At 40.3% G+C, this 24,475-nt stretch carries 17 protein-coding genes; 6 read left to right on the forward strand and 11 right to left on the reverse strand.

The genetic code is table 11. The features are described from left to right. Positions 1-31 precede the first annotated feature (31 nt). Entirely contained in the window at positions 32-751 is a 720-nt protein-coding gene (locus L2567_RS12580) for an ankyrin repeat domain-containing protein (RefSeq protein WP_235298135.1), read from the reverse strand. 77 nt (positions 752-828) lie between these two features. Here L2567_RS12580 and L2567_RS12585 point away from each other — a divergent pair, with 77 nt between their 5' ends. Continuing rightward, on the forward strand, positions 829-1,692 hold the full coding sequence (locus L2567_RS12585; RefSeq protein ID WP_235298136.1) for a pirin family protein: 864 nt from the start codon (positions 829-831) through the stop codon (positions 1,690-1,692). A 33-nt stretch (positions 1,693-1,725) separates the two neighbouring features. After that, on the forward strand, positions 1,726-2,013 hold the full coding sequence (locus tag L2567_RS12590; protein WP_235298137.1) for a GNAT family N-acetyltransferase: 288 nt from the start codon (positions 1,726-1,728) through the stop codon (positions 2,011-2,013). A 73-nt stretch (positions 2,014-2,086) separates the two neighbouring features. On the opposite strand, the gene bglX is transcribed toward L2567_RS12590, so the two are convergent. From bglX to L2567_RS12630, 8 genes are all read right to left on the reverse strand, one after another. Next, a complete protein-coding gene (gene bglX, locus L2567_RS12595) occupies positions 2,087-4,345 on the reverse strand; it encodes a beta-glucosidase BglX (RefSeq protein WP_235298138.1) in 2,259 nt (752 codons plus the stop codon). An 87-nt stretch (positions 4,346-4,432) separates the two neighbouring features. Then, positions 4,433-5,209: a carboxylesterase family protein gene (locus L2567_RS12600; protein WP_235298139.1), complete on the reverse strand. Its 777-nt coding sequence runs from the start codon at positions 5,207-5,209 to the stop codon at positions 4,433-4,435. Continuing rightward, positions 5,206-6,573, reverse strand: a complete 1,368-nt coding sequence (locus tag L2567_RS12605) for a glucoamylase family protein (RefSeq protein ID WP_235298140.1) — start codon at positions 6,571-6,573, stop codon at positions 5,206-5,208. The genes L2567_RS12600 and L2567_RS12605 overlap by 4 nt, the downstream gene beginning before the upstream one ends. A 9-nt stretch (positions 6,574-6,582) precedes the next feature. Then, complete coding sequence (locus L2567_RS12610; protein ID WP_235298141.1) at positions 6,583-8,520, reverse strand: glucoamylase family protein; 1,938 nt, start codon at positions 8,518-8,520, stop codon at positions 6,583-6,585. Between the two features lie 90 nt (positions 8,521-8,610). Then, positions 8,611-9,927 (reverse strand): Ig-like domain-containing protein, encoded by a 1,317-nt coding sequence (locus L2567_RS12615; protein ID WP_235298142.1) that lies wholly within the window; start codon positions 9,925-9,927, stop codon positions 8,611-8,613. Positions 9,928-10,059: 132 nt separating this feature from the next. Beyond that, entirely contained in the window at positions 10,060-11,517 is a 1,458-nt protein-coding gene (locus L2567_RS12620; protein WP_235298143.1) for a RagB/SusD family nutrient uptake outer membrane protein, read from the reverse strand. 10 nt (positions 11,518-11,527) lie between these two features. Further along, positions 11,528-14,500: a SusC/RagA family TonB-linked outer membrane protein gene (locus tag L2567_RS12625; protein WP_235298144.1), complete on the reverse strand. Its 2,973-nt coding sequence runs from the start codon at positions 14,498-14,500 to the stop codon at positions 11,528-11,530. Between the two features lie 199 nt (positions 14,501-14,699). Then, entirely contained in the window at positions 14,700-17,291 is a 2,592-nt protein-coding gene (locus L2567_RS12630) for a helix-turn-helix and ligand-binding sensor domain-containing protein (RefSeq protein ID WP_235298145.1), read from the reverse strand. 104 nt (positions 17,292-17,395) lie between these two features. Here L2567_RS12630 and L2567_RS12635 point away from each other — a divergent pair, with 104 nt between their 5' ends. From L2567_RS12635 to L2567_RS12650, 4 genes are all read left to right on the forward strand, one after another. Further along, positions 17,396-18,385, forward strand: coding sequence for a DnaJ C-terminal domain-containing protein (locus L2567_RS12635; RefSeq protein ID WP_235298146.1), 990 nt, complete (start codon positions 17,396-17,398; stop codon positions 18,383-18,385). Position 18,386: 1 nt separating this feature from the next. Beyond that, positions 18,387-18,668: a chaperone modulator CbpM gene (locus tag L2567_RS12640; protein WP_235298147.1), complete on the forward strand. Its 282-nt coding sequence runs from the start codon at positions 18,387-18,389 to the stop codon at positions 18,666-18,668. A gap of 73 nt (positions 18,669-18,741) precedes the next feature. Then, a complete protein-coding gene (locus L2567_RS12645) occupies positions 18,742-19,719 on the forward strand; it encodes a hypothetical protein (RefSeq protein ID WP_235298148.1) in 978 nt (325 codons plus the stop codon). After that, on the forward strand, positions 19,712-20,479 hold the full coding sequence (locus tag L2567_RS12650) for a hypothetical protein (protein ID WP_235298149.1): 768 nt from the start codon (positions 19,712-19,714) through the stop codon (positions 20,477-20,479). The genes L2567_RS12645 and L2567_RS12650 overlap by 8 nt, the downstream gene beginning before the upstream one ends. 19 nt (positions 20,480-20,498) lie before the next feature. On the opposite strand, the gene L2567_RS12655 is transcribed toward L2567_RS12650, so the two are convergent. Together L2567_RS12655 and L2567_RS12660 are read right to left on the reverse strand one after the other, a co-directional pair. Further along, positions 20,499-21,467, reverse strand: a complete 969-nt coding sequence (locus L2567_RS12655) for an MBL fold metallo-hydrolase (RefSeq protein WP_235298150.1) — start codon at positions 21,465-21,467, stop codon at positions 20,499-20,501. Between the two features lie 65 nt (positions 21,468-21,532). Then, positions 21,533-24,475 (reverse strand): T9SS type B sorting domain-containing protein, encoded by a 2,943-nt coding sequence (locus L2567_RS12660; protein ID WP_235298151.1) that lies wholly within the window; start codon positions 24,473-24,475, stop codon positions 21,533-21,535.

A 24,475-nucleotide genomic window follows, 5' to 3' on the forward strand; every position in this document is an offset into this window, starting at 1 on the left:
GTAAGTTAAGGGTTTAATGTTTACAAAACAATTATTTCACATATTCACCATAAAGATTCCAGTCCATCCCATTTCCCCAACCTGCTCCATGATCACTTGTATTTCTAGCTTGGTGATTTTCTCCAATTCGGTGTTCTCCAAAGGTCAATAACGCTAAAATGTTACCAGGACGCAGATGGCGACTGGCCCAGGTTAATGGTGAATCTCCAAAAGCATCTTTAGCAGTTACATCTGCCCCTTTTTCCAACAAATACCTGATCATAATTTCATCGGCATAGGCTGCTGCACGATGTAAAGGTGTTTCTCCTCTAGTTCTGACATCTCGCATAAAACCACCGGTCTCTATTCCGGGCTTAGTTCTGGCATTGACATTGGCGCCATTTTCTATCAAAACCTTCAAAGTATATAAATAGTATGGTCGACCCGCTTTGCACAAGGCATTATGCAATGGAGTTTCTTCCGTCTTATCAACATGATAGTTGACATCAGCACCTTTTCGTATCAGGAATTCACAGATTTTCCAATGACCGAAAAAAGCAGCATTTCCTAATTCGTCATTGATATTGATGCTTTCCAATGTACCCCCATTATGGATCACTGCTTTGATTGCTGTAAGATCATCATAGTATACCAGCCATTGTAGGATCTTGATCCGATCCTGAAACAACCTTTCTTTCCATCCTTTTTTCGCCATCAAATCGAAAATCAAATCTGTCCGTCCCTGGCTAATTTTTCGTACTATATCGTCCATTGCTTTTGGACTAAAATAGCAAATTTGGAAGTGTTTTTGCTTTAAACAATTGGTAATCGTCAAACGTTGGATCTTTTATGGATAGGAAAAAGTTTTTAAAAAATGTTCTGTTGGGATCTGGGGAAACCATCGTAGGCAGTAAGATTCTGAAAAAAGACAGCACTTATAACAGGCTTATGCAGCAAGTAGGATTTAACCACCTACCCAATTTAAAAAACAATTTAGATATGAAGACGGTATTACATCGAGCGGAAACCAGAGGCCATGCTAATCACGGTTGGCTTGACTCACATCACACTTTTAGTTTTGCAAATTATTACCATCCCGAAAGAATGCACTTTGGAGTTCTAAGGGTGCTCAATGATGATGTGGTTCAGGGTGGTAAAGGTTTCGGCACCCATCCACACGATAATATGGAAATCATATCCATACCTCTGGAAGGTGATCTAGAGCATCAGGATTCGATGTCCAACAAAGCCGTTATCAAGTCTGGTGATATTCAGGTGATGAGTGCAGGAACGGGAATCAGACACAGTGAATACAACAAGAATTCAGACAGCCCGGTGCGATTTTTACAGATTTGGATGTTTCCCAATAAAAAGAATGTCGAACCTCGCTATGATCAGATTACACTTGATGATCAAAACCTTTCAAACAATCTGGTACAGATCCTTTCTCCTCATCAGGATGATGAAGGGGTGTGGGTGCATCAAAATGCCTGGTTTTCTATGGGTAAATTGAAGAAAGGTTGGTCAGGTCAATATGAGATAAAGGCTAAAGGGAATGGACTGTATGTTTTCGTCATCGACGGCAAAGTAAATGTAGCGGGTGAAGAATTGGGAAAAAGAGATGGTTTCGGAATCTGGGATACTGCTTTTGTAGAAATCGAAGTTCAAAATGATGCTCATGTATTATTAATGGATGTGCCAATGGAAGTTTGAGGTTAGGTGACATTTGTAAAGTAAAATATAGCAATGAAAGTTGTAGACAACAAAGAAAAGAAACGATTTGAGCATGAAATCAATGGCAAACTAGCATTCATTGACTATATCTTGACCTCAAACAAGATCTTTTTGACCCATACAGAAGTACCGGAAGAATTTGAAGGTCAGGGAATAGGTTCTGAACTAGTAAAAACCGTGCTTCAGGAAGTCAAAGATAGAGACTTAGTTCTTGTACCGCTTTGTCCGTTTGTAGCTGGGTATATTAAAAGGCATCCCAAGTGGAAAGAATTGGTCTTGAGAGGGATCAATGTTGACTAGTCCAATAGGACATAGATAATGAATTCTTAATATTCAAATAAATCTCAAAACTGTTCCCGTATTAATTGAAGAGTTACTTTTTCAGAATAGCATTTCTTCTTTCCAGTCTCTGTGAATCAGGACCAATCATCACCTCGAAAAGTCCAGGTTCACTTACTTTTTCAAGATCTACATTGTAAAATTCTACCATGGACTGATCGATGGTGAATTCAACTTGCTTCTCTTCACCGGGTGCTAATCTGATTTTCTGAAAGCCTTTCAATTCTTTCATGGGACGACTGATTGACGCCACCACATCCCTGACATATAGTTGAACGACTTCTGTGGCTTCCCTATCACCAGTATTTTTAACATTGACATTCACCTTTATATCGGAAGTATTTGAAAACAAAGTATCCGATAAAACCATCGGGCTGTAATCAAATGTGGCGTATGACAACCCATATCCAAATGGGTACAGCGGCTGATTAGGAATATCTAAGTAGTTACTTCTGAACTTCTGAGCAGTTTCTCCAAAGTTAGGGCGTCCGGTATTGAGCATCGAATAATATATGGGTATTTGGCCTACATGAAACGGAAAAGAAGTAGTGAGTCTACCGCCTGGAACCTTATCTCCAAAAAGTACATCTGCAACAGCATTGCCACCTTCTGTACCTCCAAACCAAACGTCTAATATGGCATCCATATTCTCAGACTCCCAGTTCAAGGTCATCGGTCTTCCATTGTATAAAACCATTATGATAGGCTTACCCGTTTTTTCAAGCGCTTTTAATAACTCCAGTTGTTCGGGTTGCAAACCAATATTAGCCATACTTGAAGATTCTCCACTCATATCAGCAGCTTCTCCAACAACCGCAACGATTACGTCAGCCTGGTTGGCAACTATTAAGGCCTCTTCTAAAAGTATAGCGGAAGACCTTTCATCGATAACGATTTCAGGACCAAAAGCATTGACCTTTCTGGCAAATTCAGGATCATCACTGATATTAGATCCCTTAGCATATAGAATTTCAACACCTTCTCCTGCTACTTCACGAATGCCTTCGATGACGGTAACTGCTTTAGAGTGATCGCCCGAAACTGACCAGGTCCCTAACATATTTCTTCTGGAATCAGCCAGTGGGCCGATGACGGCAATCTTTCCCGTCTTTTCTAAAGGTAAAATATCATCCTCATTTTTCAGCAGGACGAATGATTCTGCAGCCACCTCTCTGGCAAAGGCTCTGAATTCATCAGATAAAATCTCTTTGGATGCCCGTTCCTCATCAAAATACCGATAAGGATCTTCAAATAATCCCAACAACTCCTTTGCCTTTAAAATCCTTCTACAAGCCTCATTAATATCACTTTCTGTCACAAATCCATCTTCTAACGATTCTTTAAGTGTCATTAAGAAACCTTCACCTACCATATCCATGTCAATATCTACATTTAAGGCTGTCGCAGAAACAGTTTGCAAATTACCTACACCGTGCTCAATCATCTCATTAATGGCTGTATAATCTGTAACTACGAAACCATCAAAACCCCATTCGTCTCTTAAAACATCCCGAAATAAAAACTTGCTTCCGGACGCTGGTACATAATCCAGCACATTAAACGAAGTCATGACTGAAGCAACACCAGCATCTATTGCAGCTTTATAAGGTGGAAGATATTCATTATACATTCTCACTTTACTCATATCCACTGTATTGTAGTCTCGACCACCCTCTGCTGCACCGTACAAGGCAAAGTGCTTCACGCAAGCAAGCATGGTGGTAGGGTCTGTAAAATCATCGCCCTGATAACCGCGGACCATGGCTTTGGCAATTTGAGAACCCAGATAAGGATCTTCTCCATTACCTTCAGATATGCGCCCCCATCTGGGATCCCTTGATATGTCTACCATAGGTGAAAAGGTCCACATGAGACCATCGGCTGTAGCTTCTCTAGCTGCCTGACGGGCGGTTTTTTCAATCAGGTCCATATTCCATGTACAACTCAGCCCAAGAGGAATAGGAAAAATGGTTTGGTGTCCATGAATAACGTCCATGCCGATAATTAATGGAATACCCAGTCTACTAGAATCCACTGCAATTTGTTGGGCTTGCCTTACCTTCTTTGCTCCTCGAATTCCGAATATTCCGCCTACCTGGCCATTTTTCATTTTTTCGTTTACATTCTTACTGACCACTTCGCCAGTCACTGTTCCTCCAGGAGTGATGAGATTGAGTTGTCCTATCTTTTCGTCGATGGTCATTTGTTGGTAAATGGCCTCTACTTTAGGGGAGAGAGTGGTTTGGGCGCTAAGGATTGATGTAAAGAATAAGAGATATAATATGTGTTTCATTTAAAAAATATTTATAGCATTTCGTAATTGGCTTTTCACTGACAACTAACAACTGACAACTAACAACTAACAACTAACAACTAAACTCTACCTCCTCTTATCAAACATCCAACTGAAAAACTCCGGATCTGCAAATGCTTTATCCCAGGAATTATGTCCGGTCTCAGGGTACAAAGTAATTCTTGCCTTACCGCCATTGACCTGCATCGCCCTCAACATCATTAATGAATACCGTGAAGGAACCACATTGTCGTCAACTCCGTGAATAAACCAAAAAGGTACATCTGCCATTTCCGTGGCTTTGTCGCTTGGTCCGGCTCCGCAAATCGCAATCGCAGCAGCTATCTGATCAGACATTCTCCAACCTAATTCTATCGTTCCCATACCTCCCATTGACAAGCCAGCTACATAAAAGCGATCCTTATCAATATAAGATTGATCTAAAGTCTGATTGATCAATTCCATCACCATCCTTAAAGCAGGATTGGGACCTTGTTCCGTCATAATTTTCATATTTCGTCCCTGTCCTGTTCCTTCACTGCGCAAATCAACCCAATAACTGTCCTTCGGACATTGAGGGAAAATAACCACCGCTGGATACTTTTCTAACGAGTCCTTAAAGACCTGAGCACCATGGATTAACTGTGCCTCATTATCTGAACCTCGCTCACCAGCTCCATGTAAGAAAAGCATTAAGGGATATTTTTTGGAACCCGAGTCATCAAAGTCCTTAGGGTATAAGATATTGTAATTCAATACTCCTCCTTCCCCGTCAGAATAAACCAAAGGAATGTATTCACCATTCTGCTGAGCATTGAGAATGGTCAACATTGACATGAAAAAAACTACTGCTGATAATCTCATTCTATTCCTCTTCTTTTATAAGTGAATCCCAATTTATTCAAACCGTTTTGTACTTCAGGCGCAGACATAAATAGATTCCAGATCAAACCTGTCCTGTAATTTTCTATCATGACCGGAATTGGCAATTGGTCAATGGCAAGATAACGAGGAAGCATCCAATCAGATTGAAAACTAAAGGCATCATATGGTCCATATTCACCTACTATTTCCGGATGCTTATTATAAAGGAAATTTAAAAATTTCATGCTTTCCGCTGGTGTATATGGAAAACTGGCTAAAGCCGCAGTCGGTGTAATTACCCCCAGATCCTCTTGTGGACTGTGTCCTGCATATCCCTTCATGCTGTAGGATGAAGTCAATCCCCAACACTCGTCACTATAGCCTCTGTACTCATAAGGGTTTTCAACACAATGTCGGTGTTGGATCAATGCATGATTCTGATTTAATTTCCAAAAATCCGCATACTTGTCCTTGAGATCATGAGGATTCAGTCCCAAATGGGAATAGTGAGCCCAAAATAACGGTCCGACAGACTTGTCATTGTGTTCGTAATGATCTAAAAGCACAGGAAGACCATAATATTCTTCGTCTGAAACAATGGATCCGCCTCGCATATATCCCTGGTGATAGGCAGCCGGATCAATAGCATGCGTGGGAGATGCTGCTCCTAGTACATACATGATCAGGCATTCATTATGCCCTCCTACCCTAAAATTCATCTTCCAATCGTGATTAGGGGACCAATGCCAAAACAGGACTTCTTCCCCATTGGTGTACCAATCAAAGTCAATGCCTTTCCATAATTGATCAAACTTTAATGCCAGCCTTTTTTCGGATTCCGATCCTTTCTGAAGGTATTGTCTTGCTACCAGCATGCCTTGAGCAAGAAAAGAGGTTTCTACTAAGTCACCCCCATCGTCAAACTTGCTAAAAGGAACCGTCGTTCCTGTAGGATCCATCCAATGGGGCCACGCACCGTGGTAACGATCTGCTTTCGCTAACCAGTTGGCCAGGCGATCCAACCTTTCTATTGCTTCTTTTCTGGGAATAAATCCGCGCTCAATCCCAACTATTAATGCCATGATCCCGAAACCTGTTCCACCTGACGTGACCACATCTTTGGGGGTCGAAGGATAGACGTCATCCATGTGTAAGCGTTCCCTAGCTGCTCCTGACACTGGTTCTCCTCCTTCCCACATATAATTGATGGTCTCTTTCTGTACGCGATCCAATAGTGCCTCATCGACCATCGAATTCTTAGAAGACTGGTCTGAATTTTCTATTTGTTCCTGATCCTCAGATACTTTAGTGGTATTGCAAGCAACGACCATAAAAAAGCAAATGAGATATATCAATTTCTTCATCCTCCTAAATTAATAAGTAATGCCTAATTTGTCTAATCCAGCTCTAACTTCCGGAGCTGACATATAAAGATCCCAAAGCAATCCCGTTCTAAAATTTTCGATCATACAGATGATAGGGCCCTGGTCAATAGCCAGGTAGGAATCAGCATACCACCCTGCTGTGGGATTGAAGGCGTCATAAAATCCATACGGACCCCAGAGTTTGTCACCGAGTAAATAGTAAAAATGCTTTATTGCTGCAAGTGATTCCTCCGGCGTGTAGGGAATCGAGCTGATCGCAGCGGTAGGCGTGATTACTCCCCGATCATTTCCGGGATCGTGAGCTGAATAACCAGTATTTCCATCGCTGGCTGTCAAACCCCAACAAGTTTCAGAGTATCCGACATAATTCTGTGGATTATCAATGCAGTATTGGCGGTTGATTAAAGTATGCGCTACATTCTGATCCCAATAATTAACATATTCATCCTGAAGGTTTCTTGGATCCATTCCTATATAACTGTAATGACTAAAGAAAAGTGGTCCTCCGCGCCCGGGCCCTGTGGGAAGTTGTATACCGTAAAATGTATTTCTGTTTTGAAATCCACCGTTCCTGGTATAGCCATTGATATAAGTTTCTTTGTCAATGGGATAAGTGGGTGATGATGCAGCAAGCGTGTAAATGATTTGTGTTTCATTATGTCCCCTAATGGGCAAGTTTATAGCCCACTCGAATTGGGGTGACCAATGCCAATAGAGTATCTTTTCACCACCTTTGGTATACCAATTCCATTCTACTTCTTCATAAAGTTGGGTAATTTGATCAATCAATGCAGATTCTTCAGGTGCGTTAGCATCGAGGTATTGTCTGACTGTCAACATTCCCTGAACCAGAAATGCAGTTTCTACCAGGTCACCGCCATTGTCCTGTGCAGAAAAAGGTATGACTCGACCGGTAGTTCCGTTTAACCAATGTGACCACACTCCATGAAATCGGTCAGCGTTTTCCAGGAAGTTCATGATTTTTTGCCATCGTTCTACAGCCTCTTGTCGGGTAATGAATCCTCGTTCCACTCCTACGATCATGGCCATCAAACCAAAGCCAGACCCTCCGGATGTCACCGTTTCTCCACTGGTGTTTCTTTCCCTGGCCAGGCCACTTACCGGATGGCCGAAGTCCCAGAAATATTTAAAAGTTTGTTCCTGAACCTTGGTGAGCAATTCATCATCAGAGATAATTGGGAATTTGGGAATGGTGTCTAAAATGGAAAATAATTCAAAGCTTATGGTCTGGAACTTTTCGCCTATGCTGGAAGGAAGTAGCAGGTTTATTTTTTCAAGACTTCCAAACTGGTCATTGGGTTTCAATTCATAGGTTGCAGAGGAGATCGGAGCGATGCTGAAATCGTAGTTTTTTTGTCCCACTAAAACCACTTCCTTTTCCAGTATTTCGGGATCAACCTCCTGTGAAAAGATCAATTTGAATGTGGGATTTAGTGGTATATCAATGTTTCTGGTGTTCTTTTTAAGTTCCTTTTCATCGACAGTGACTGATATCAATTCCAAAGCGGGAGATTCAATCTGGAAGGATGTGGAATAACCGGGAAATGTTTCCCCATTTGCTCCTTTGAGACCATCTCCAATAATAAGTTGGTAAGTTTCGCCTTCTGTCAATGGCAATTCGGTAGAAATAGAAATTATTTTATTTAAATCGAGATTTTGGAAAGAAAGATTTTGATCTGGTGATAGGCTTATCTCATGGTTGGTATTGGGGTCAATGGCAGCACTAAAGGTCAATATTATTTCACCGGTGGAAGGGACTTCCGGGTTGTTTGAAAGCAATGAAACGCCACCTTTTTTTGCGCTTACTAACTGTAGGGTTCCCACGTCTGGATCAGGAATGATCGGTTCTTCAGTGCAGGAGAAAAATAGAAAAAGTCCGAGAATTATGGAAAGCGTAATTTTCATTTTTGTTGCAGCAAATTTAAGTGGTGTGATTTAATAAAAGAGCGGAGCTCTCACTTCTCCGCTCTTTATAGAAATAGGGAAATTTAAATTTTATTTTTCTGCGTCGTAAAGTGCTTCTATTTCACTTTGTGTCAAAGCAGCTCCCCAGATTCTTAGATCGTCTAAATCTCCTTTAAAGTGATTTGAAGTAGGTCTGAAGTAATCGCCCCATGGCTCGCTGGCCCACATAGGACTATCAACAGATTTAATGAAACCTAGTGCTAAAATCGGTTCGACATCCGCCGGATTACCTCTGTAATTAACACCTTTGGTAGCCTGAAAGCAGCTTAAAGGTCGTTCCTCATCACATGGATCCCATAAATTGAAATCAAAACTTCGCATTAGCATGCCGTTAATATAAAATGCTCCCACTCTTGCTGTTGCGTCGTAGCTAAATGCTAAATGTGCCCACTTATCTTTTACCAAATCAAGAATTCCATTTTCACCTAAATTGGCATCAAATGTAGTACCTTGCCAACCGCCACTTGTGTTATCATTGCCAGCACCTTCGACATTAATTTGATACGTAAATGTTGTGGAATCATCTTCTGCGATGTAGCTTACCGGAAAACCAAAAGAGTTATAAGAATTTCTTAATTCTATTTGAAATCCGAAAAAAGCCCCTAGGCCAATAATAAAGTGGGATGAAGGATTTCCATTTGCATCAACGTGACCATCGGAATTAGTCTTCATCCAAAAAGACAAACTCATATCATCGTTTGCCATAAATTGATCTCCATTTGGAATCTCAATAATAGACTGATCACCATCAAATGTAGCCGTGCTGTTTCCTTGTCCGAATCTATCATCACCAAATTCGATGGCTATTGCATTGTCTGGATTAAACATATCTAATTGATCATCTGTAGTTCCATTAAAGTCGTAATATGCCAATAGTTGGTCTGCTTTAGGAGCAACGACTGGTGCTCTACCTTCGGTAGTAAAAGTTCTTGTGATGTTACCCAATGTTCCACCATCTGTAGATTTAATGCCACTAAGAGTAAGCGTGTATTGTGTTCCTCTTACTAATTCTTGGTCCGGCGTGATAAGGATTGTTGATCCTGAGCTCGTGACAGTCGATGAAACATCGTTAGATCCATCAGAAATCGAAACATTAGAGACATTGACAGTTGAGCCATCCACGGCCTTATCTAAAGTGATGGTTATGGTAGAATTAGTCGCTACATCCGCTGCAGAAGTAGCGCCATTGAGGTCCTTGGTAACTGAACTTCCGTCTTCAAAACTGGTTCCTTCGGCTACAATTCCAGTAACAACAGGTGCTAAGATTGGATCTGGTTCGTCGTCACAGGAGGTTAGAGTGATTGCCATTAAGGCAAATAAAGCCATACAATAATTTAAGATTTTCATATTCTAATATTTTTGATTTTTTATTTTTTATTAATGTTAGGAGTTATTATAGGACCTCGGACTTTAGTCCGAGAATATTCTCTATATATATAATACCAGAGCTCGGACTAAAGTCCGAGGTCCGACTTCCTATTAGTAACCTGGATTTTGCTCAATTCTTCCTTGAGAGATATCAATCTCCGATTGAGGAATGGGCAACAATTCATTTTTTCCTTTGATGAATCCAAGCGGTCCCAGCACTTCTTCCGCTCTGTCAGTTCTGACCAAATCCCAAAACCTCAATCCTTCCAATGCCAATTCGTATTTCCTTTCGTCCATGATTAAATCCCGTAATTCACTTTGGGATGTGGTATTATATTCCGGCATTCCTGCTCTCGACCTCACTTGATTTAGATAATCAAGGGCTTCGTTCGTCTTACCATTTTCATTTAACGCTTCAGCGTGCATGAGTAAAACATCTGCATATCGTATGATACGTTTATTATGGCCAAAGGCTGTTCTCGTATCGGTACCCGGGTACCAAACCTTCTGATTATAGGCCTCTATTTCTACTATGTCTCCACCTGCATAGATCGTATCAGGCGTAGCTCCATCTCCTGAAATAACCACTCCATCCAATTCTTCATTTAAGAAAATAACCGAAGGTTCCAATCGCGGGTCTTCATTTGCCTCCATTTCTGAAATCCATGAGTAGGCGGGACGACCAAATCCCCATCCTCTGTTAGGAGAACCTCTTACACCTAAAGTATTGGCGAATTGACTACCACCATTTGCAAAAGTCTCCGGAATAGCTCCTACCTCAAAAATTGATTCAATGTTGTGTTCATTTTCTGCGGTAAAAATATCAGCGTAGTCATCCATCAACTCGTATTCATCAGAGGCAATGATTGCTTGCGTCAGCTCCTCAACATCTTCGAACGCTTTATAAAAAAGTTTAACGCGAGCTAAAAGACCTCTCGCAGCACCTTTTGTGGCCCTTCCCAAGTCTTCTGCTCCGTAGCCAGATCTTTCTGGAAGGTTAACAATGGCGTTTTCAAGATCAGGATATATAATCTCATTCAATATGGTCTCTACTGGTGTTCTGACCAAGTCTACAGGAGCATTAATTTCCGTAACCATAGGTACAGCTCCGAATCCTCTGACCAGGTCAGCATAGAAAAAAGCCCTCAAAAACCTTGCTTCTGCGATCAAACGTGACTTTAGATCTTCCTCCATATCGATATTTGGTACCTCATTGATTACCAAGTTGGTTCTGCGTATGGCCTCATATTCTGTTTTATACCATCTTTCTAAACCACCCTCTTCAGCAGTATGAGTGAAATTATCGTAAGGAGCAACGGCTGTGCCGTCACCGGGACTACTTCCTTTTACAACATCATCTGCCATAAAATCAAGCAGTGGGAATCCACCTGTATTGATCTGCCAGGCTCGAAGTATATTATAAGCACCATTTACTGCTAATAAAGCATCGTCAGCAGTAGCCGGAAATGAACCTACTGTCAGTGCCGCTCTAGGAGGCTGAAACAGAAAATCATCACCACAGGAAGTAGCGATACTTATTACAATCAGTATATATATTATTTTCTTCATGATTCGATGTTTAAAAACTTGCATTAAGTCCAACTGAAAAAACTCGTGTAATGGGATAAACTCCCAAATCAATAGATCCGTCAATGGCATTGGCGGCCCCTATTTCAGGCGAATACCCTGTATATTGAGTAGCTGTAAAAAGGTTGGTACCCCGGACGTAAACATTAGCGCCTGCCATCTTTAAATTGTCGAGCAACCTATTTGGAATGCCATAATTAAGGGTTACGGTCCTGAGTCTCAAGAAAGAACCATCTTCTACAAAGTAAGAGGACGGCTGAAAATTCGGACCTCCCAGTACCGGTCTAAAGTTTTCATCGGTAGATCCTTCTCCAGACCAGTAATTATTAAAACGCTCCTCATAATTCAGGGTAGTAAATCTAATGGCTTGTTTACCATTATAGATTTCATTACCCATCTGGCCTTGAAAATCAGCAGATAAGGTAATGGTTTTATAATTTACCTGGGCGTTAAAACCATAAATAAAATCTGGAATAGAACTTCCTATGATGGTTCTGTCATTAGCATTCAATAAACCATCATTGTTGATGTCTGCGTACCTCAAGTCACCTGGTTGCTGACCAAAAAGGGATGGGTTGTTTTCTATCTCCGCCTGGTTCTGAAAAACACCTTCTACCTGGTATCCGTAAAAGAATCCGACAGGATTTCCTACCGATGATCTCGCAACTCGTTGACCATTCCCAAGATCACCTCCAACCAACAACGAATCTGCACCAAATCCCTGGCCAATATTGGTCACTTCATTTCTTATGGTCGTTCCTAAAAATCCAATGGAATAGGAAATGTCTCCGATATTGTCACGATAATTTGCATTCCATTCAAATCCTCTGTTTTCTACATTTGCCGCATTAAAGAAAATAGATCTGAAGGCTCCAATACCCAAATATCCGGCCGGTTCAAGTGGCACTAGAATATCAAAGGTATTTTTGTAGTAGTAATCCATTTCAAGAGTAAACTTGTCTTCTAGTATTCCAACTTCAAATCCGATATTGGCTTGTTCCGTGTCCTCCCACTTAAGATCGGGATTTCCACCTCCATCGAAAGTCGCTCCGGGCTGAATACCCTCATTTTCCCCAAGAACCACATCTCTACCCCCTCTGATCAATGCATACTGGGCCGAACCCGGAATTTTTTCATTGCCTATTCTCCCCCAGCTACCTCTGATTTTCAGTCTATTAACAAGGTCGACGTTCCAGAACGATTCATTGGAGACATTCCATCCCAAAGCAACAGAGGGGAAATATCCATAGAGATTATTCCCTCCGAAATTAGAAGAGCCATCTCTTCTCAATGAGGCTGTCAATAGGTACCTGGAGTCAAATGAATAATTGACTCTTCCTAAATAGGATATGATGGTCGATCTGGCTGCATTATTGGTCACCGTCTCAAAATCATTTTGTCCTGCTTCCAAATACCAAAAAAGTGGATCCTCTCTTAAGAGTCCTTCTGTACTTCCGCTTATAAATTCATTTCTCTGATCCTGAGTGGAATAACCTAAAACAGCTCCAACTCGATGTCTGCCAATTTCGTTATTGTAACTTAAAGTGTTTTCGAAAATTAATCCCAAATTGTAATCATTAGTGTAATTGAGATCATTAATCTCGTTCTGTTGAAGAGAACCTACAAAAAACACAGGTGAAAATGATTTTGATTTACCAGCTCCAAAATCAAATTGTAAACTGGTTTTAAATGTGAAATTGTTGAGAAAATTAATGTTTGCATAGAGGTTGCCTAAACTTCTAAGTCGATCGCTATTGCTATTCGAGTATTCGATCGCTGCAAGCGGATTGCCTCCATTGACTTCTGCAAAAGTAGTTCCATCATCTAGATATGGTGTGTTAATGGGCCAGGCTCTTAAAGCAGTGTTGACGACACCGGGTGTATTTTGTTTGTCACTAAGCAGCATTGATAAATTTAATCCTACATCAAAGTTGGGACTTAAACGGTATTCGGAGTTTAATTTTCCAGTCAGACGGTCAAGATTAGATTTCTCAATGATACCTTGTTGACCGAAATATCCTAGTCCAAAATAAAAAGTAGCGTTTTCAGAACCCCCACTAATTGAAAAGTTAGCGCTGGTCATTGGTGCATTATTATTATAGATTAATTCTTGCCAATCTGTATTGGGTAAAACGTCAAGGTTATTGTAGGTCCCGGGTTCGATTTGATTCAAGTAAGTTGCAAACTCACGACCGTCCATGACTTCGATCTCATTGGCAATGGATTCAAAAGACTGTTCTACTGAAAAGCTCACTTTATTTTTGCCCGCTTTTCCAGATTTAGTGGTTACGATGATCACACCTGCCGCTCCACGCGATCCGTAGATCGCTGTAGCCGATGCATCTTTTAAAACTTCAACTGATTCAATATCATTTGCGTTCAGCAAAGAAATAGCGGACACGTCAGTAATCACTCCATCGATTACTGCAATAGGGTTGTTATTATTTAGAGTCGTTATCCCTCTTAATCTTACTACGGGATCAGATCCGGGATCTCCGGAAGTATTACTAATTTGTAGTCCCGCTACTTTACCCTGGAGTGCATTAATGGCATTTGCAGCAGGCACTTTTGTGATTTCTTCAGCCGAGACTTTTGCTACAGATCCTGTTAAATCCGACTTTTTAATGGTCCCATAACCGATCACCACTACCTCATCCAGTACTTCATTATCTGGACCCATGGTAATCGAAAGGTTGGTCTGCGTACCCAGCCCTATTTCTTGTGTTTCATAACCGATATAAGATAGTACAAGAGTATCTCCCGGGGCCGCACTTATTTCAAAATTTCCATCCAGATCTGTCAATGTACCATCTCCGGTTCCCTTGATTAAAACTGAAACGCCAAACAACGGCTCTTCCAGGTCACTGGCGATTACCGTACCATTGTAGGTATTGGTTTGAGAGTATATTAAACTCATAGTAGAGAAAAAGACACCTACTATGAAAAGTGATCGTAAGTAGTGCATAGCATTAAATTTTCCAATAGTTATTCTATGGTTCTTGGGGAGATTCCATCAAATGTATGGCTAAAACGTATGAGAAGCTCTGTTTGTTTGCTGGAATTAACTCACAAAAAACTCATCATATATACATTTTTATAATATGTTCAAGCTTTGGCTATGAGTTTCAACCCAGCAAGTCAACTACTTTGAACAGCGCCGGATCTTACATTGCCTGTAGGTAACTCTTCAAACTCTGGTCTTCAATACCTAGTTTTTTTCTTAATCGATACCTCTTATTCTCAATTGACCGTACTGAAATATTCATCAATGGTGCTATTTCTTTTGAGGAAAGATCCATTTTGATATATGCCGCAAGCCTTAGCTCACCCTGGGTTATATTAGAATGCTTTCCTCTTAATTTATCCAAAAAATCTTCATGAACTTCTGCAAATGTAGGTTCGAATAACTCCCAGTCATCTTCACTATTCATATTCATTTCGATCAGGTGTAGTATTTGTCTTCTTTTATAAGCATCTGCACTTTTCAACTCTTTAGAAAGTGTAGCTTTTAAATCTATCAACATCTTGTTCTTCTGTACAAGTGTCATTGTGCTGTTGGCCAGCATTTTATTTTTATAGATCACTTCATTCTCAAGTTCTGCATTCTTTGCACGGATCCTTTCTGACTCCAATTCCTTTAAGCGCTCAGCATCCAATTTTTCTTTTTGCTTTCTGAGTTTTAACTGTTGTCTTTGATTAAAAAACAAGATGGTCAAAAATGCTATTACCATATACATGATTAAACCTGGCCACGATTCATACCAACGAGGTGCAATCTTAAATGTCAAAGGCTTATTCCCACCCATCAACTCTAAGCGATAAGCACCATCCTGTAAGTTTTTAAATACAAGCTGGCCGTCCTTTGGCAACGGCAACCATTGGTCATCCCATCCTTCCAATTTATACTTAAAGTCCATATCCTTAGAGAAGACGTCAAAGGTGCGAAACTGAATTAAAATATCATTCTCAAAGGGTGATAAGGAAAGGCTTCTGGAATCCGGAATAGTCCTTATACTGTTATTGACCAAAACATAATCAATGGTCAGAAAATCATGTTCTGGCGGACTGTAATCATATGGTGCAATGAGATAGCCGTCACTGAAATTGAAAAGATAGTCAGTACTTTTACCATGTGGCTTGTTGAATCTGGTATTGCTTATCGGGACCAGGCCATTGAGCTTGTTTACCAGCTTCCCATATTCATTCTGATCTTCCCTACCTGACTTATCCTCATCGATTCCAATATAGAGGGAGTCCTCCCTGGTTTTTAAAAGAAAACCTCCGCTTTGGGTTAGGATAAGAGGGTCATTATTGAAAGGATGATCAATTGTTTTATTCGATAAAACGCTCTTAAAATCTTCACTCAATTCCACTCTTACAATACCATGATGCGGATGGTATCCAAGCAAGGTATGGTCAATGAGCTCAAAATTTTCAATGAGCAAGCCACCATCCTCAATTCGAAAGCCATCAGACCATTGACCTGCAATCTTTTCAAAAAGTACCAGGCCTGTATAAGAAGACTGAATGAACTTGTCTGTATTTATTTTCTTCATACACCAACCACCAGTAATAGAGGACACCTGTTTAAAAGCCTTATCTTTAATTAGAAATGTACCTCTATTGTGTCCACAGAGCAGATCGCCATCTGATTCGATAAATGACCACACCTGACCTTGAGAATTTTCAATCAATTCAAAATCTCCTTTTATGGTTTTAGTGAAAACGCCTTGGTTGGTACCTATGTACAAACGGTCCTTATATGTTATCGAAGCAAAGATGGACCCCAATTTGCCTTGTTGGTCATAATAGTATAAGAGTGGCTGATTGATCTTAACGAGATCCAGACCTCGATCAAGGCCAACCCATAAGTTTCCGTGTGAATCTTCATGTAAATTTAATACGGTGTTATTAGAAAGTCCTTTGGATTGATCAATGTGATATCGAATACTTTTAAGATCATCCGTAATGTAAATTCCGTTCAAGATGGTACCGATCACATATTGATCATCAGAGGTTTTAAGAAAAGAATTGACCTGACTCGTCTTCAAGCGATCATTTAAGTCAGAGTCAATGGGTTCGTATCCTTTTTCCGTTCTCCTAAATAAGCCTTGATTCTGAGTGACATATATTTGACCTTCACTTACACCTACTACTTTCGATCCGTCTGGCAGTGTATATTGATATACTTTTTCGTAGATGCTGTCTCCCTTAATTTGATAAACACCAGATTCTATTTTTGGAAGGATGAATTCATCATCTGCAACGGTGCCCAGCATAATATTACCTGGATTGTCCAGTTGTTTGATATGCTGGTAATCATAAGTAAAAATCTCAGAAAATGACTGAAACATCAGTCTGGTACTATCTCCAAATATTTTCCAATATTCCTGATTTCGTCCTAACAGAAGACTATCAGCAACAGGCTTGTAAATTGGTTGTTCGGGGTTTGAAATATCGATAAAACCAAACGATTCATAGCCTGACACATAAACCTTGCAGTCACTACCTCGAAACACTGACCTAGGTCTTCTGTTGCTGGGAAGTTTTGTCAATGTCCAGCGTAAACCATTAAAAATGAGTACACCATCGGTATTGGCAACATAGATGTTATGGTCACAGCCTTCAGTGATGGACCAGTTTTGATGGTGTGCATTGTACTCTGATGGCGAAAAGGAAATAATTTGCGGAATTTCCTGAGACCAACAATACACACTGCTTAAGAAAAAGGTTAATCCTAGAATGAAGTATTTCATCAAGAGCAAAGTTAGAAAATAGGGCTGCCATTTCAGATTCTTTATTGAACTTTCCCGGTACCGAGCTCGTATATAATAGTTGAGATCATTATGAACAAGGACACATGAATTATATAGATTACTACAAAGTACTTGGAGTATCCATGGATGCTTTGGAGAAGGAGATTAAAAAGGCTTATCGGAAACTGGCTAGAAAGTACCATCCGGATCTAAACCCGAATGACAAGGAAGCGGAACGGAAATTTAAGGAGGTCAATGAAGCCAATGAAGTGCTCGGTAACGCAGAAAACAGAAAAAAGTATGACGAGTACGGTGAAAACTGGAAACATGCCGAAGAATTCGAAAAGACAAAGGCCAATCAACGCGCCTATAGTTCAGCAGGGGGTGGAAACCCTTTTGGTTCGGGCAATCCATTTGGCGGCGCAAGTGGTGGAGGTAGCTCAGGTTATACTTACGAACAATTTGAGGGGTCTGATTTTTCTGACTTCTTCGAAAGTATGTTTGGAGGTGCCGGTCGGAGATCTTCGGGCTTCGGTGGTGGCTTCGCAGGAGGTGGTGGCAGGGCCGGCGGACAAGGTCAATTCCGTGGCCAGGACTTCAATGCCGAACTCCAACTCAGTCTTTCCGAAATTTACCAGACTCAAAAGCAGACCATTAATGTCAACGGAAATAAAATAAGAATCACCATTCCTGCCGGTGTGGAAAATGGCCAAACCATCAAAATCAAAGGACACGGTGGCCCCGGAGTGAATAATGGACCTAAGGGAGATCTTTATATCACCTTTAACATCATAAACAATACCCAATTTAGAAGGGACAAGGCCAACTTATATCTGGATCATGAAATCGATCTATTTACAGCAGTGCTGGGAGGTGAAATAACTGTTCCTACATTTGATGGTAAAGTCAAATTAAAGGTTAAGGCGGGTACCGACAATGACACCAAAGTGAAGCTTAAAGGCAAAGGCTTTCCCGTTTATAAAAAATCCAATCAATTCGGTGATCTTATCATCACTTATAAGGTCAAAATTCCAGAAAATCTGACGACCCGACAGCTAGATCTTTTTAAGGAAATTCAAAAATTACAATCGTAATATGGAAACGAGAACATTGATCCACATCAAAGAATTTTGTGATAGCCACGGTGTAGAGCATACATATATTATGCGTTTAAAGGAATTTGGCCTTATCGACTTGGAAAAAGAGGAATACCTTGAACTGGAAATGCTTCCCAGAGTAGAAAAAATTCTGCGCTTTAATCATGATTTGGACATCAATTTAGAAGGTATTCAGGTTATATTGGACTTACTTGAAAGAATGGAACGAAGGGACCAACAAATAAGAAGTCTTCAAAATCGCCTGAGAATTTATGAATAAAGGTTGATGGTTATGTTAATAATCTTTAACTTTTGATATAAAGGGTAAGATTATTGATCAAAAAACCAAAACCATGAAGTCACTCTCCGCCATTCTGACTTTTCTGTCTTTAAGTTTGGGATCCTATGCCCGATGGGATTTTTCAGGTGCTATTAAAATGGAAGTGGGTTTGAATACTTTCAGCAAGACTTTTATTTCTTTTTCAGCTGCGGCAGGAGTTCGTCGGCAAATGTTTTATTCCCAGGAAAGATACGGTGAGGCACTGTTTAAGCTTAAGGATTACGCAAGCACTGGGTTTCAAATGGGTGCCACCCTTTATTACAATGGGTTGGGTGATAACATTCTGGACACCTACAAAAAAGCCAGATTTGACTTTGTTTCATCCGTTATGGCGTCGATTGGCACTCCGATGGCTTCTATGCTTTATCATGATAGAATCAAAATACGTGCATTTAATTCATTTTTAGCGAATCCTATAAGCGATGAATTTCACCACTCCTTGACCGTTGGTTCGAATGTGATTCTCAATACAGATAGAAGAAATCAAATCACTGGGTTTATCAATGCCAATGTCGCAAGAATGGTTAGACTTGGCTATATGAATGATGGTCCTCCATTTGGAAGATTCGGTTTGGGCGATCGTTATGACAGATGGTGGACAGGTAGTGGCTTTCTGGAGGTATTTCTGGACCAGGGATATGCTCAGGAGTTGAAGTATCCTTATCTGGACAGCAAATTCATCTATACTTTTGATCGATTCACTGGTAATGTACAGGAAGCCTATGAAGTCTCAAATTTATTAGGCTTTAAGTATGTACCAGATTACAATCTGCAAGAAAATTATTTTAATAGAGCAAGGGGGAAGATTGGATTTGAGGCTTTCAATATCGGGTATGAAATTTCGGTACAGTGGTTGGGGCTGTTGGAAAATGATCTACAAGATTACATCCATCATAAACTGGCTATGCCTTACCATATGACTTATGCCAAGCGTTATATGATCTTAGGCTTGCAGAGTAATCAATTTACAAAATGGATAGATTATGAATAAGCTACTACTTCTATTTTTAGTGCCACTGATTTGCCTTTCCTGTGCCCGCAGAAACTTTTCTTATGTGGATAGCGCAAAATTTGATTCAAAATTGACTTCTCAGTTTTCTACATCAATCAAAGATCTTATTGAGCAAAATACAGACATGCAAAACCGAAGGTACTACATGGGAATTGCTTTAAAGGATACTTTCCTGGGTGGTGAATTAACCTTTACACAGACAGCAGAATATGATTACAAGGATACTGTTATACAATATTGCTATATGCTTTTTGATGATCAGAATAATGTTTTCTATGATACACATGCTTCCGAAAAAATCACGGATGATACGCTGAAACCAATTATTCCACATACAATAGGTCTTGATACGCTAACGATTAATGACGCACCAGATGCATTGCAAGGTAAGTTTTACGTTCAAGATGGCATTCTTCATATGATTTTTGAAAGTAAGGAACAAAGTGATTTCGTAAGCATCAAAGCTCGGTTGATCGGTCAGGATGCCGATGCCTTTCAGATTTTCCAGGTAACCAGGAAGAGGCTGACCTATAGCCCTCTTAATTCAAGGGATAATCATGATGGTTCGCAAAAGGTATTTGATCTTCAGCAGGTCTTTTCCATTGATTTAAAGTTTGTGGAAATACCCACTTTTGAAAAGGTACAGATTAGAAGAAATCCACTAGAAAAAAGAGGTCCGAAAGGTATTTTCAGCATGAACGATCATCGACAATCAGCCTCTTATGTTCCTAAGAACTAGTATTAATAAGATGTACTCATCAATAAGATAAAACGATACGATGATAACCTCTCAGGATTTTCAGGTCGGTGTTGTCATTTTCAGTCCTTCTCTGAAGTACTTCAAAGGTGGTCTTGGCCCTATCCATATAGTATGGCATCATTTTCAAAGCCTTTATGTCCTTTCTGAGGAAGTTATCCCAGTGGGTGGGGATCAATATTTCAGGCTCTAGCTTAGCTATCGTTTGCTCATAATATTGATTGATAAAATCTTTTCCACCTGTGCCAATACTACCTGTCGCCAGAAATGCAACATCTGCTTTGTAACGATTTAATGCATCAGCCTTGAAGTTGGGACTGGATTTCACAAAAACTTTAGTTTGGCCTCTGGTGATCATAAAATCAAAAGTCCCTCCTTCTTTGTATGCCGAAAATCTAGCAGGCTGTGTGAGTGGTTCGTCTATGACCTCTCCAAGATCGGCGTTGAGAACTTTTGGCGGTGAATGTTTGCCTTCTATTACTTCAATTCGAAAATCTCCTATGGCTAAAGTATCTCCAGCTTTAAATAAGACTAAAAGTTTGTTATCAATCGATGCACCTTTGCCTAAATTAATTGTCGAAGGCGAGCCTATTAATTGAGCAGATGTACTTTTAGCCAGATAGGCTGCATCTAAAGCGTGATCATAGTGAGAATGATTGACCAAAACAGCATCGAGATCCTGCAATTCATAGTCGCGAACAATTTGATTAACTAACTTTTTATCTGTAGTCAATTTCCTAAATAGGACTTTAGAAGCAGAGGGTCTAGTGAAGAATCCATCAATGATGAATTTTGTTTCTCCATCGTTGAACAGCAGCGTTGATACTCCAAAATAAGTTACTGAAAATTCCTGCTTCTCCAGTGGAGACTGATCATCGTGAAAATAGGATTTGTAATCCTCAATATCGGCTGAAGGTCCACAGCTAAGAACAGATAAGACAGCAATTAAAAAAAGGGAAATTATCTTCATAGTCAGGAAGAAGTTGAAGCTTCTTCGTGGCCAAAGATAGAATATTTTGTCACCTCTGAGGTCACTTAACGTACCAAAGTCACATCACCTCGAATAATCTTTTCCTGCCCGTCAACCAATCTCACTACTGCTGTATAAGTAAAGACAGCATTCTCCAGTAACTGGCCATTGCGCCTCCCATCCCAGCCAGCCGCTTCATCTCCAAAATCAAAGTTTCTCTTGAAGAAAACCTGCTCTCCCCATCGATTGAAGATGGACATACTAATGATTTCTGAGGGATAATCATCTCGTTTGAACAATGTAAAATAGTCATTGAAACCATCTTCGTTCGGAGAAAATATATTAGGGGCAAATACAGGAAGATCAAAATCTACTTCTATAGGAATACTTCTAAAAGCTGAACAGCCATTAAGATTGGTTACTTCCACCCCAATCTCAGTGCTCTCCTGAGTCTGAAATAGCAATGAATCTGACTCGCCTAATAAAACACCATTGGCATCAAACCACTCAATCGACTGCACATCGTCATCTTCTAAATTGTGCTCAGCATAAAACGTAAAGAATTCATTGTAACCAATGGTAATTTTAGCAGGCATATCCTCGAGTGAAATTTCTGGTTGCTCCTCTACATCAACGTCAACAATTAATCGGCAATCATAATCATCCAGGACCATCAACGCATATATTCCTGCTTGTAGATTATCCATGAAATCTTCTTCCGCCTGCACTCCATTTAAGAAATATCGATAGGGTTCAGTTCCACCATTGACATTAATGACCTGAATCATACCATCCGATGTTTCAAAGCAAGATGGATCAATTTTTACATATTCCATGGTATCTGGAACATCTTCATTTCTTGCGATGGTCATAGAATCACTTGTCTCACAACCACTTTCGAAATTTAAAGCCTTAAGAATATAAGTACCCTCTGAAGAAACTTCGATTGTAGGCTGATTTCTGTCGGTCAGTATGTTGCCTTTTTCAACAAAGCTCCAACTTAATTCATGAGGTCCATCAGATACCGTTCCTTCGATGGTTAACTTTTCGGTATTACACTGCCATGTCTGGTCCATTCCTGCATCTACAACTGGCATGTCCAGATTTTCAGTTATGCTGAAGGGTTGAGTGCTGGAACAACCATTTGTTCCGATCAAGGTTAATTCGTAATTACCTGGTTCATTGATGACTACCGAATCTGCTGCAACAATAAATCCATCAGGCAAAAGCCAATTGGCGCTTTCTATTTCTGAATCTGAGAGATAATTAGCGTTTGTGCTTCTGATCACGCAATTCAGATCTTGTACATTTAAATCTATTGAAGGGTTTTTGAAATCTTCTTGTACCGTAAAGGTCGTATCACTTAAGCATCCATTTTCACCTATTACGGTTAACTTAAATGCACCACCTTCATTTAAAGTGATTGATTCATTGCTACTCACAAAGCCATTTGGCCCTTCCCATTCGATACTCGAAATGGGGTCAACTTCGACGAATTCTACTGTGCCTACTGTTGTGTTACAATCAAGAACTGGAACATTAAGTGTGAATTCCGGAGCATTGACACTTTCTGTAATAGTAATCGATTGTGAAGATCCGCAATCATTCGTCAAGTCTGGGAAGGTCACTCGTAATTCATAAGTTCCTGTTCCATCTACATTCATATTCTCCTCCGTCCCGACCAATTGATTATTCATATACCATTCATAAGCAACATCGCCTTGATAATTGGTATTCACATTCGGAATGAGTTCAAGATTGCCATTGTTGCAGTCCAGCTCCATGCTGGATGGCAAATTAATATCCACAAAAAATCCTTCTATGGAAAACTTGTGAAACAGATTACATGATCCAGTATCTGGTCTGACATAGTCTCCGTTCACACAGTACTCTAAACCAAATAAGACGAAACAATTCTTATCTCCACAGTTAACAAAGGTTCCGTAGTCAATCGTATCATTTTCCAATAATACAAAAGGCTGTACGGCCTGTATGCAATTGGAATTATCCTCTATACAGGTAATGGTCGTTGTCTCAGTAATAACGTCACCACAGTAGGTTGGCGGATCCTGAGCACAAAAGAATATCGTATCATTTGTCGTATAAGAGATCGCACTGGAGTTGATTTCAATGGAAGCCGCGTTTGTACAGATAGATGGTGCGCAAGCGTCCAATTCGGGAAGTGGAGTGATGTCGACACTTAAGGTGTAATTTCCTGGTACTTGCCAATCGATCACTACTTCTCTTTCGTTCTCAGCACCCACTATTATACCACTTCCTGGTGGATCAATGGTCCATTCATAACAAAACAAATCCATGTTCGAGAAAGTATCCAACTGAAATGAACCAGCGCTTGCTTCGCAGACAGGGGCCTGATAGGTATAGAGAATGCCATCACCTGCACATACATTGGCATTATCCTGAATCAAAAGCCCATCCTCGACCGCGCTGATACCGGAGATGCCATCTTCAAGATCAAATATGTAGGGATCCGTGTTGAGGCCTGAATTCACTTGAATGGTGAAATCACAAGTTGCTCCTTCGAATCCATCAATGAAAAGGTAGTAAATTTTACCAGGAACAGCAGAATTGGTAACCAAACTCACAGGATCCTCGCCCGGGAAGGAATGGCAAGCCACTTTTTCATCAAAATTAAGGTCGCCATAAATGCCAGCCTGGATAGTGTAACTTTCATCGGGTCCACCACAATTACTGTGGAAAATTGTCAAATCAAAACTAAAAGAGGTTGCTATAAATGAGTACCACAAAATGTTGTCCGGCTGACCTCCTCCTCCCGGCGATCCAGCACAAAGATCGGCAGGTTGAAAAGCTGAGGGCGAATCCACATTTGGCAATTTACCTTGAAAGCCATCTAGCACATTACCACAAAGAAAATTTGAATTTTGGATGGTTACTCCTTGGAGAGGATCTCCACTGCCACACTGCCCGCTCACCACATTACAAAGTAATAAGTACGCGAAGAAGAATGTTAATATCGGTTTCGTCAT

Origin of the sequence: Portibacter marinus, from assembly GCF_021533195.1 — a bacterium.
In the GTDB taxonomy this organism is placed as follows: Bacteria; Bacteroidota; Bacteroidia; order Chitinophagales; family Saprospiraceae; genus Portibacter; species Portibacter marinus.

Coding starts and splice junctions, on each gene's coding strand:
- L2567_RS12635 (WP_235298146.1), top strand. CDS start 17,396: ATGAATTATATAGATTACTACAAAGTACTTGGAGTATCCATGGATGCT.
- L2567_RS12660 (WP_235298151.1), bottom strand. CDS start 24,475: ATGACGAAACCGATATTAACATTCTTCTTCGCGTACTTATTACTTTGT.
- L2567_RS12650 (WP_235298149.1), top strand. CDS start 19,712: ATGAATAAGCTACTACTTCTATTTTTAGTGCCACTGATTTGCCTTTCC.
- L2567_RS12640 (WP_235298147.1), top strand. CDS start 18,387: ATGGAAACGAGAACATTGATCCACATCAAAGAATTTTGTGATAGCCAC.
- L2567_RS12590 (WP_235298137.1), top strand. CDS start 1,726: ATGAAAGTTGTAGACAACAAAGAAAAGAAACGATTTGAGCATGAAATC.
- L2567_RS12580 (WP_235298135.1), bottom strand. CDS start 751: ATGGACGATATAGTACGAAAAATTAGCCAGGGACGGACAGATTTGATT.
- L2567_RS12655 (WP_235298150.1), bottom strand. CDS start 21,467: ATGAAGATAATTTCCCTTTTTTTAATTGCTGTCTTATCTGTTCTTAGC.
- L2567_RS12630 (WP_235298145.1), bottom strand. CDS start 17,291: ATGAAATACTTCATTCTAGGATTAACCTTTTTCTTAAGCAGTGTGTAT.
- bglX (WP_235298138.1), bottom strand. CDS start 4,345: ATGAAACACATATTATATCTCTTATTCTTTACATCAATCCTTAGCGCC.
- L2567_RS12605 (WP_235298140.1), bottom strand. CDS start 6,573: ATGAAGAAATTGATATATCTCATTTGCTTTTTTATGGTCGTTGCTTGC.
- L2567_RS12600 (WP_235298139.1), bottom strand. CDS start 5,209: ATGAGATTATCAGCAGTAGTTTTTTTCATGTCAATGTTGACCATTCTC.
- L2567_RS12615 (WP_235298142.1), bottom strand. CDS start 9,927: ATGAAAATCTTAAATTATTGTATGGCTTTATTTGCCTTAATGGCAATC.
- L2567_RS12620 (WP_235298143.1), bottom strand. CDS start 11,517: ATGAAGAAAATAATATATATACTGATTGTAATAAGTATCGCTACTTCC.
- L2567_RS12645 (WP_235298148.1), top strand. CDS start 18,742: ATGAAGTCACTCTCCGCCATTCTGACTTTTCTGTCTTTAAGTTTGGGA.
- L2567_RS12585 (WP_235298136.1), top strand. CDS start 829: ATGGATAGGAAAAAGTTTTTAAAAAATGTTCTGTTGGGATCTGGGGAA.
- L2567_RS12610 (WP_235298141.1), bottom strand. CDS start 8,520: ATGAAAATTACGCTTTCCATAATTCTCGGACTTTTTCTATTTTTCTCC.
- L2567_RS12625 (WP_235298144.1), bottom strand. CDS start 14,500: ATGCACTACTTACGATCACTTTTCATAGTAGGTGTCTTTTTCTCTACT.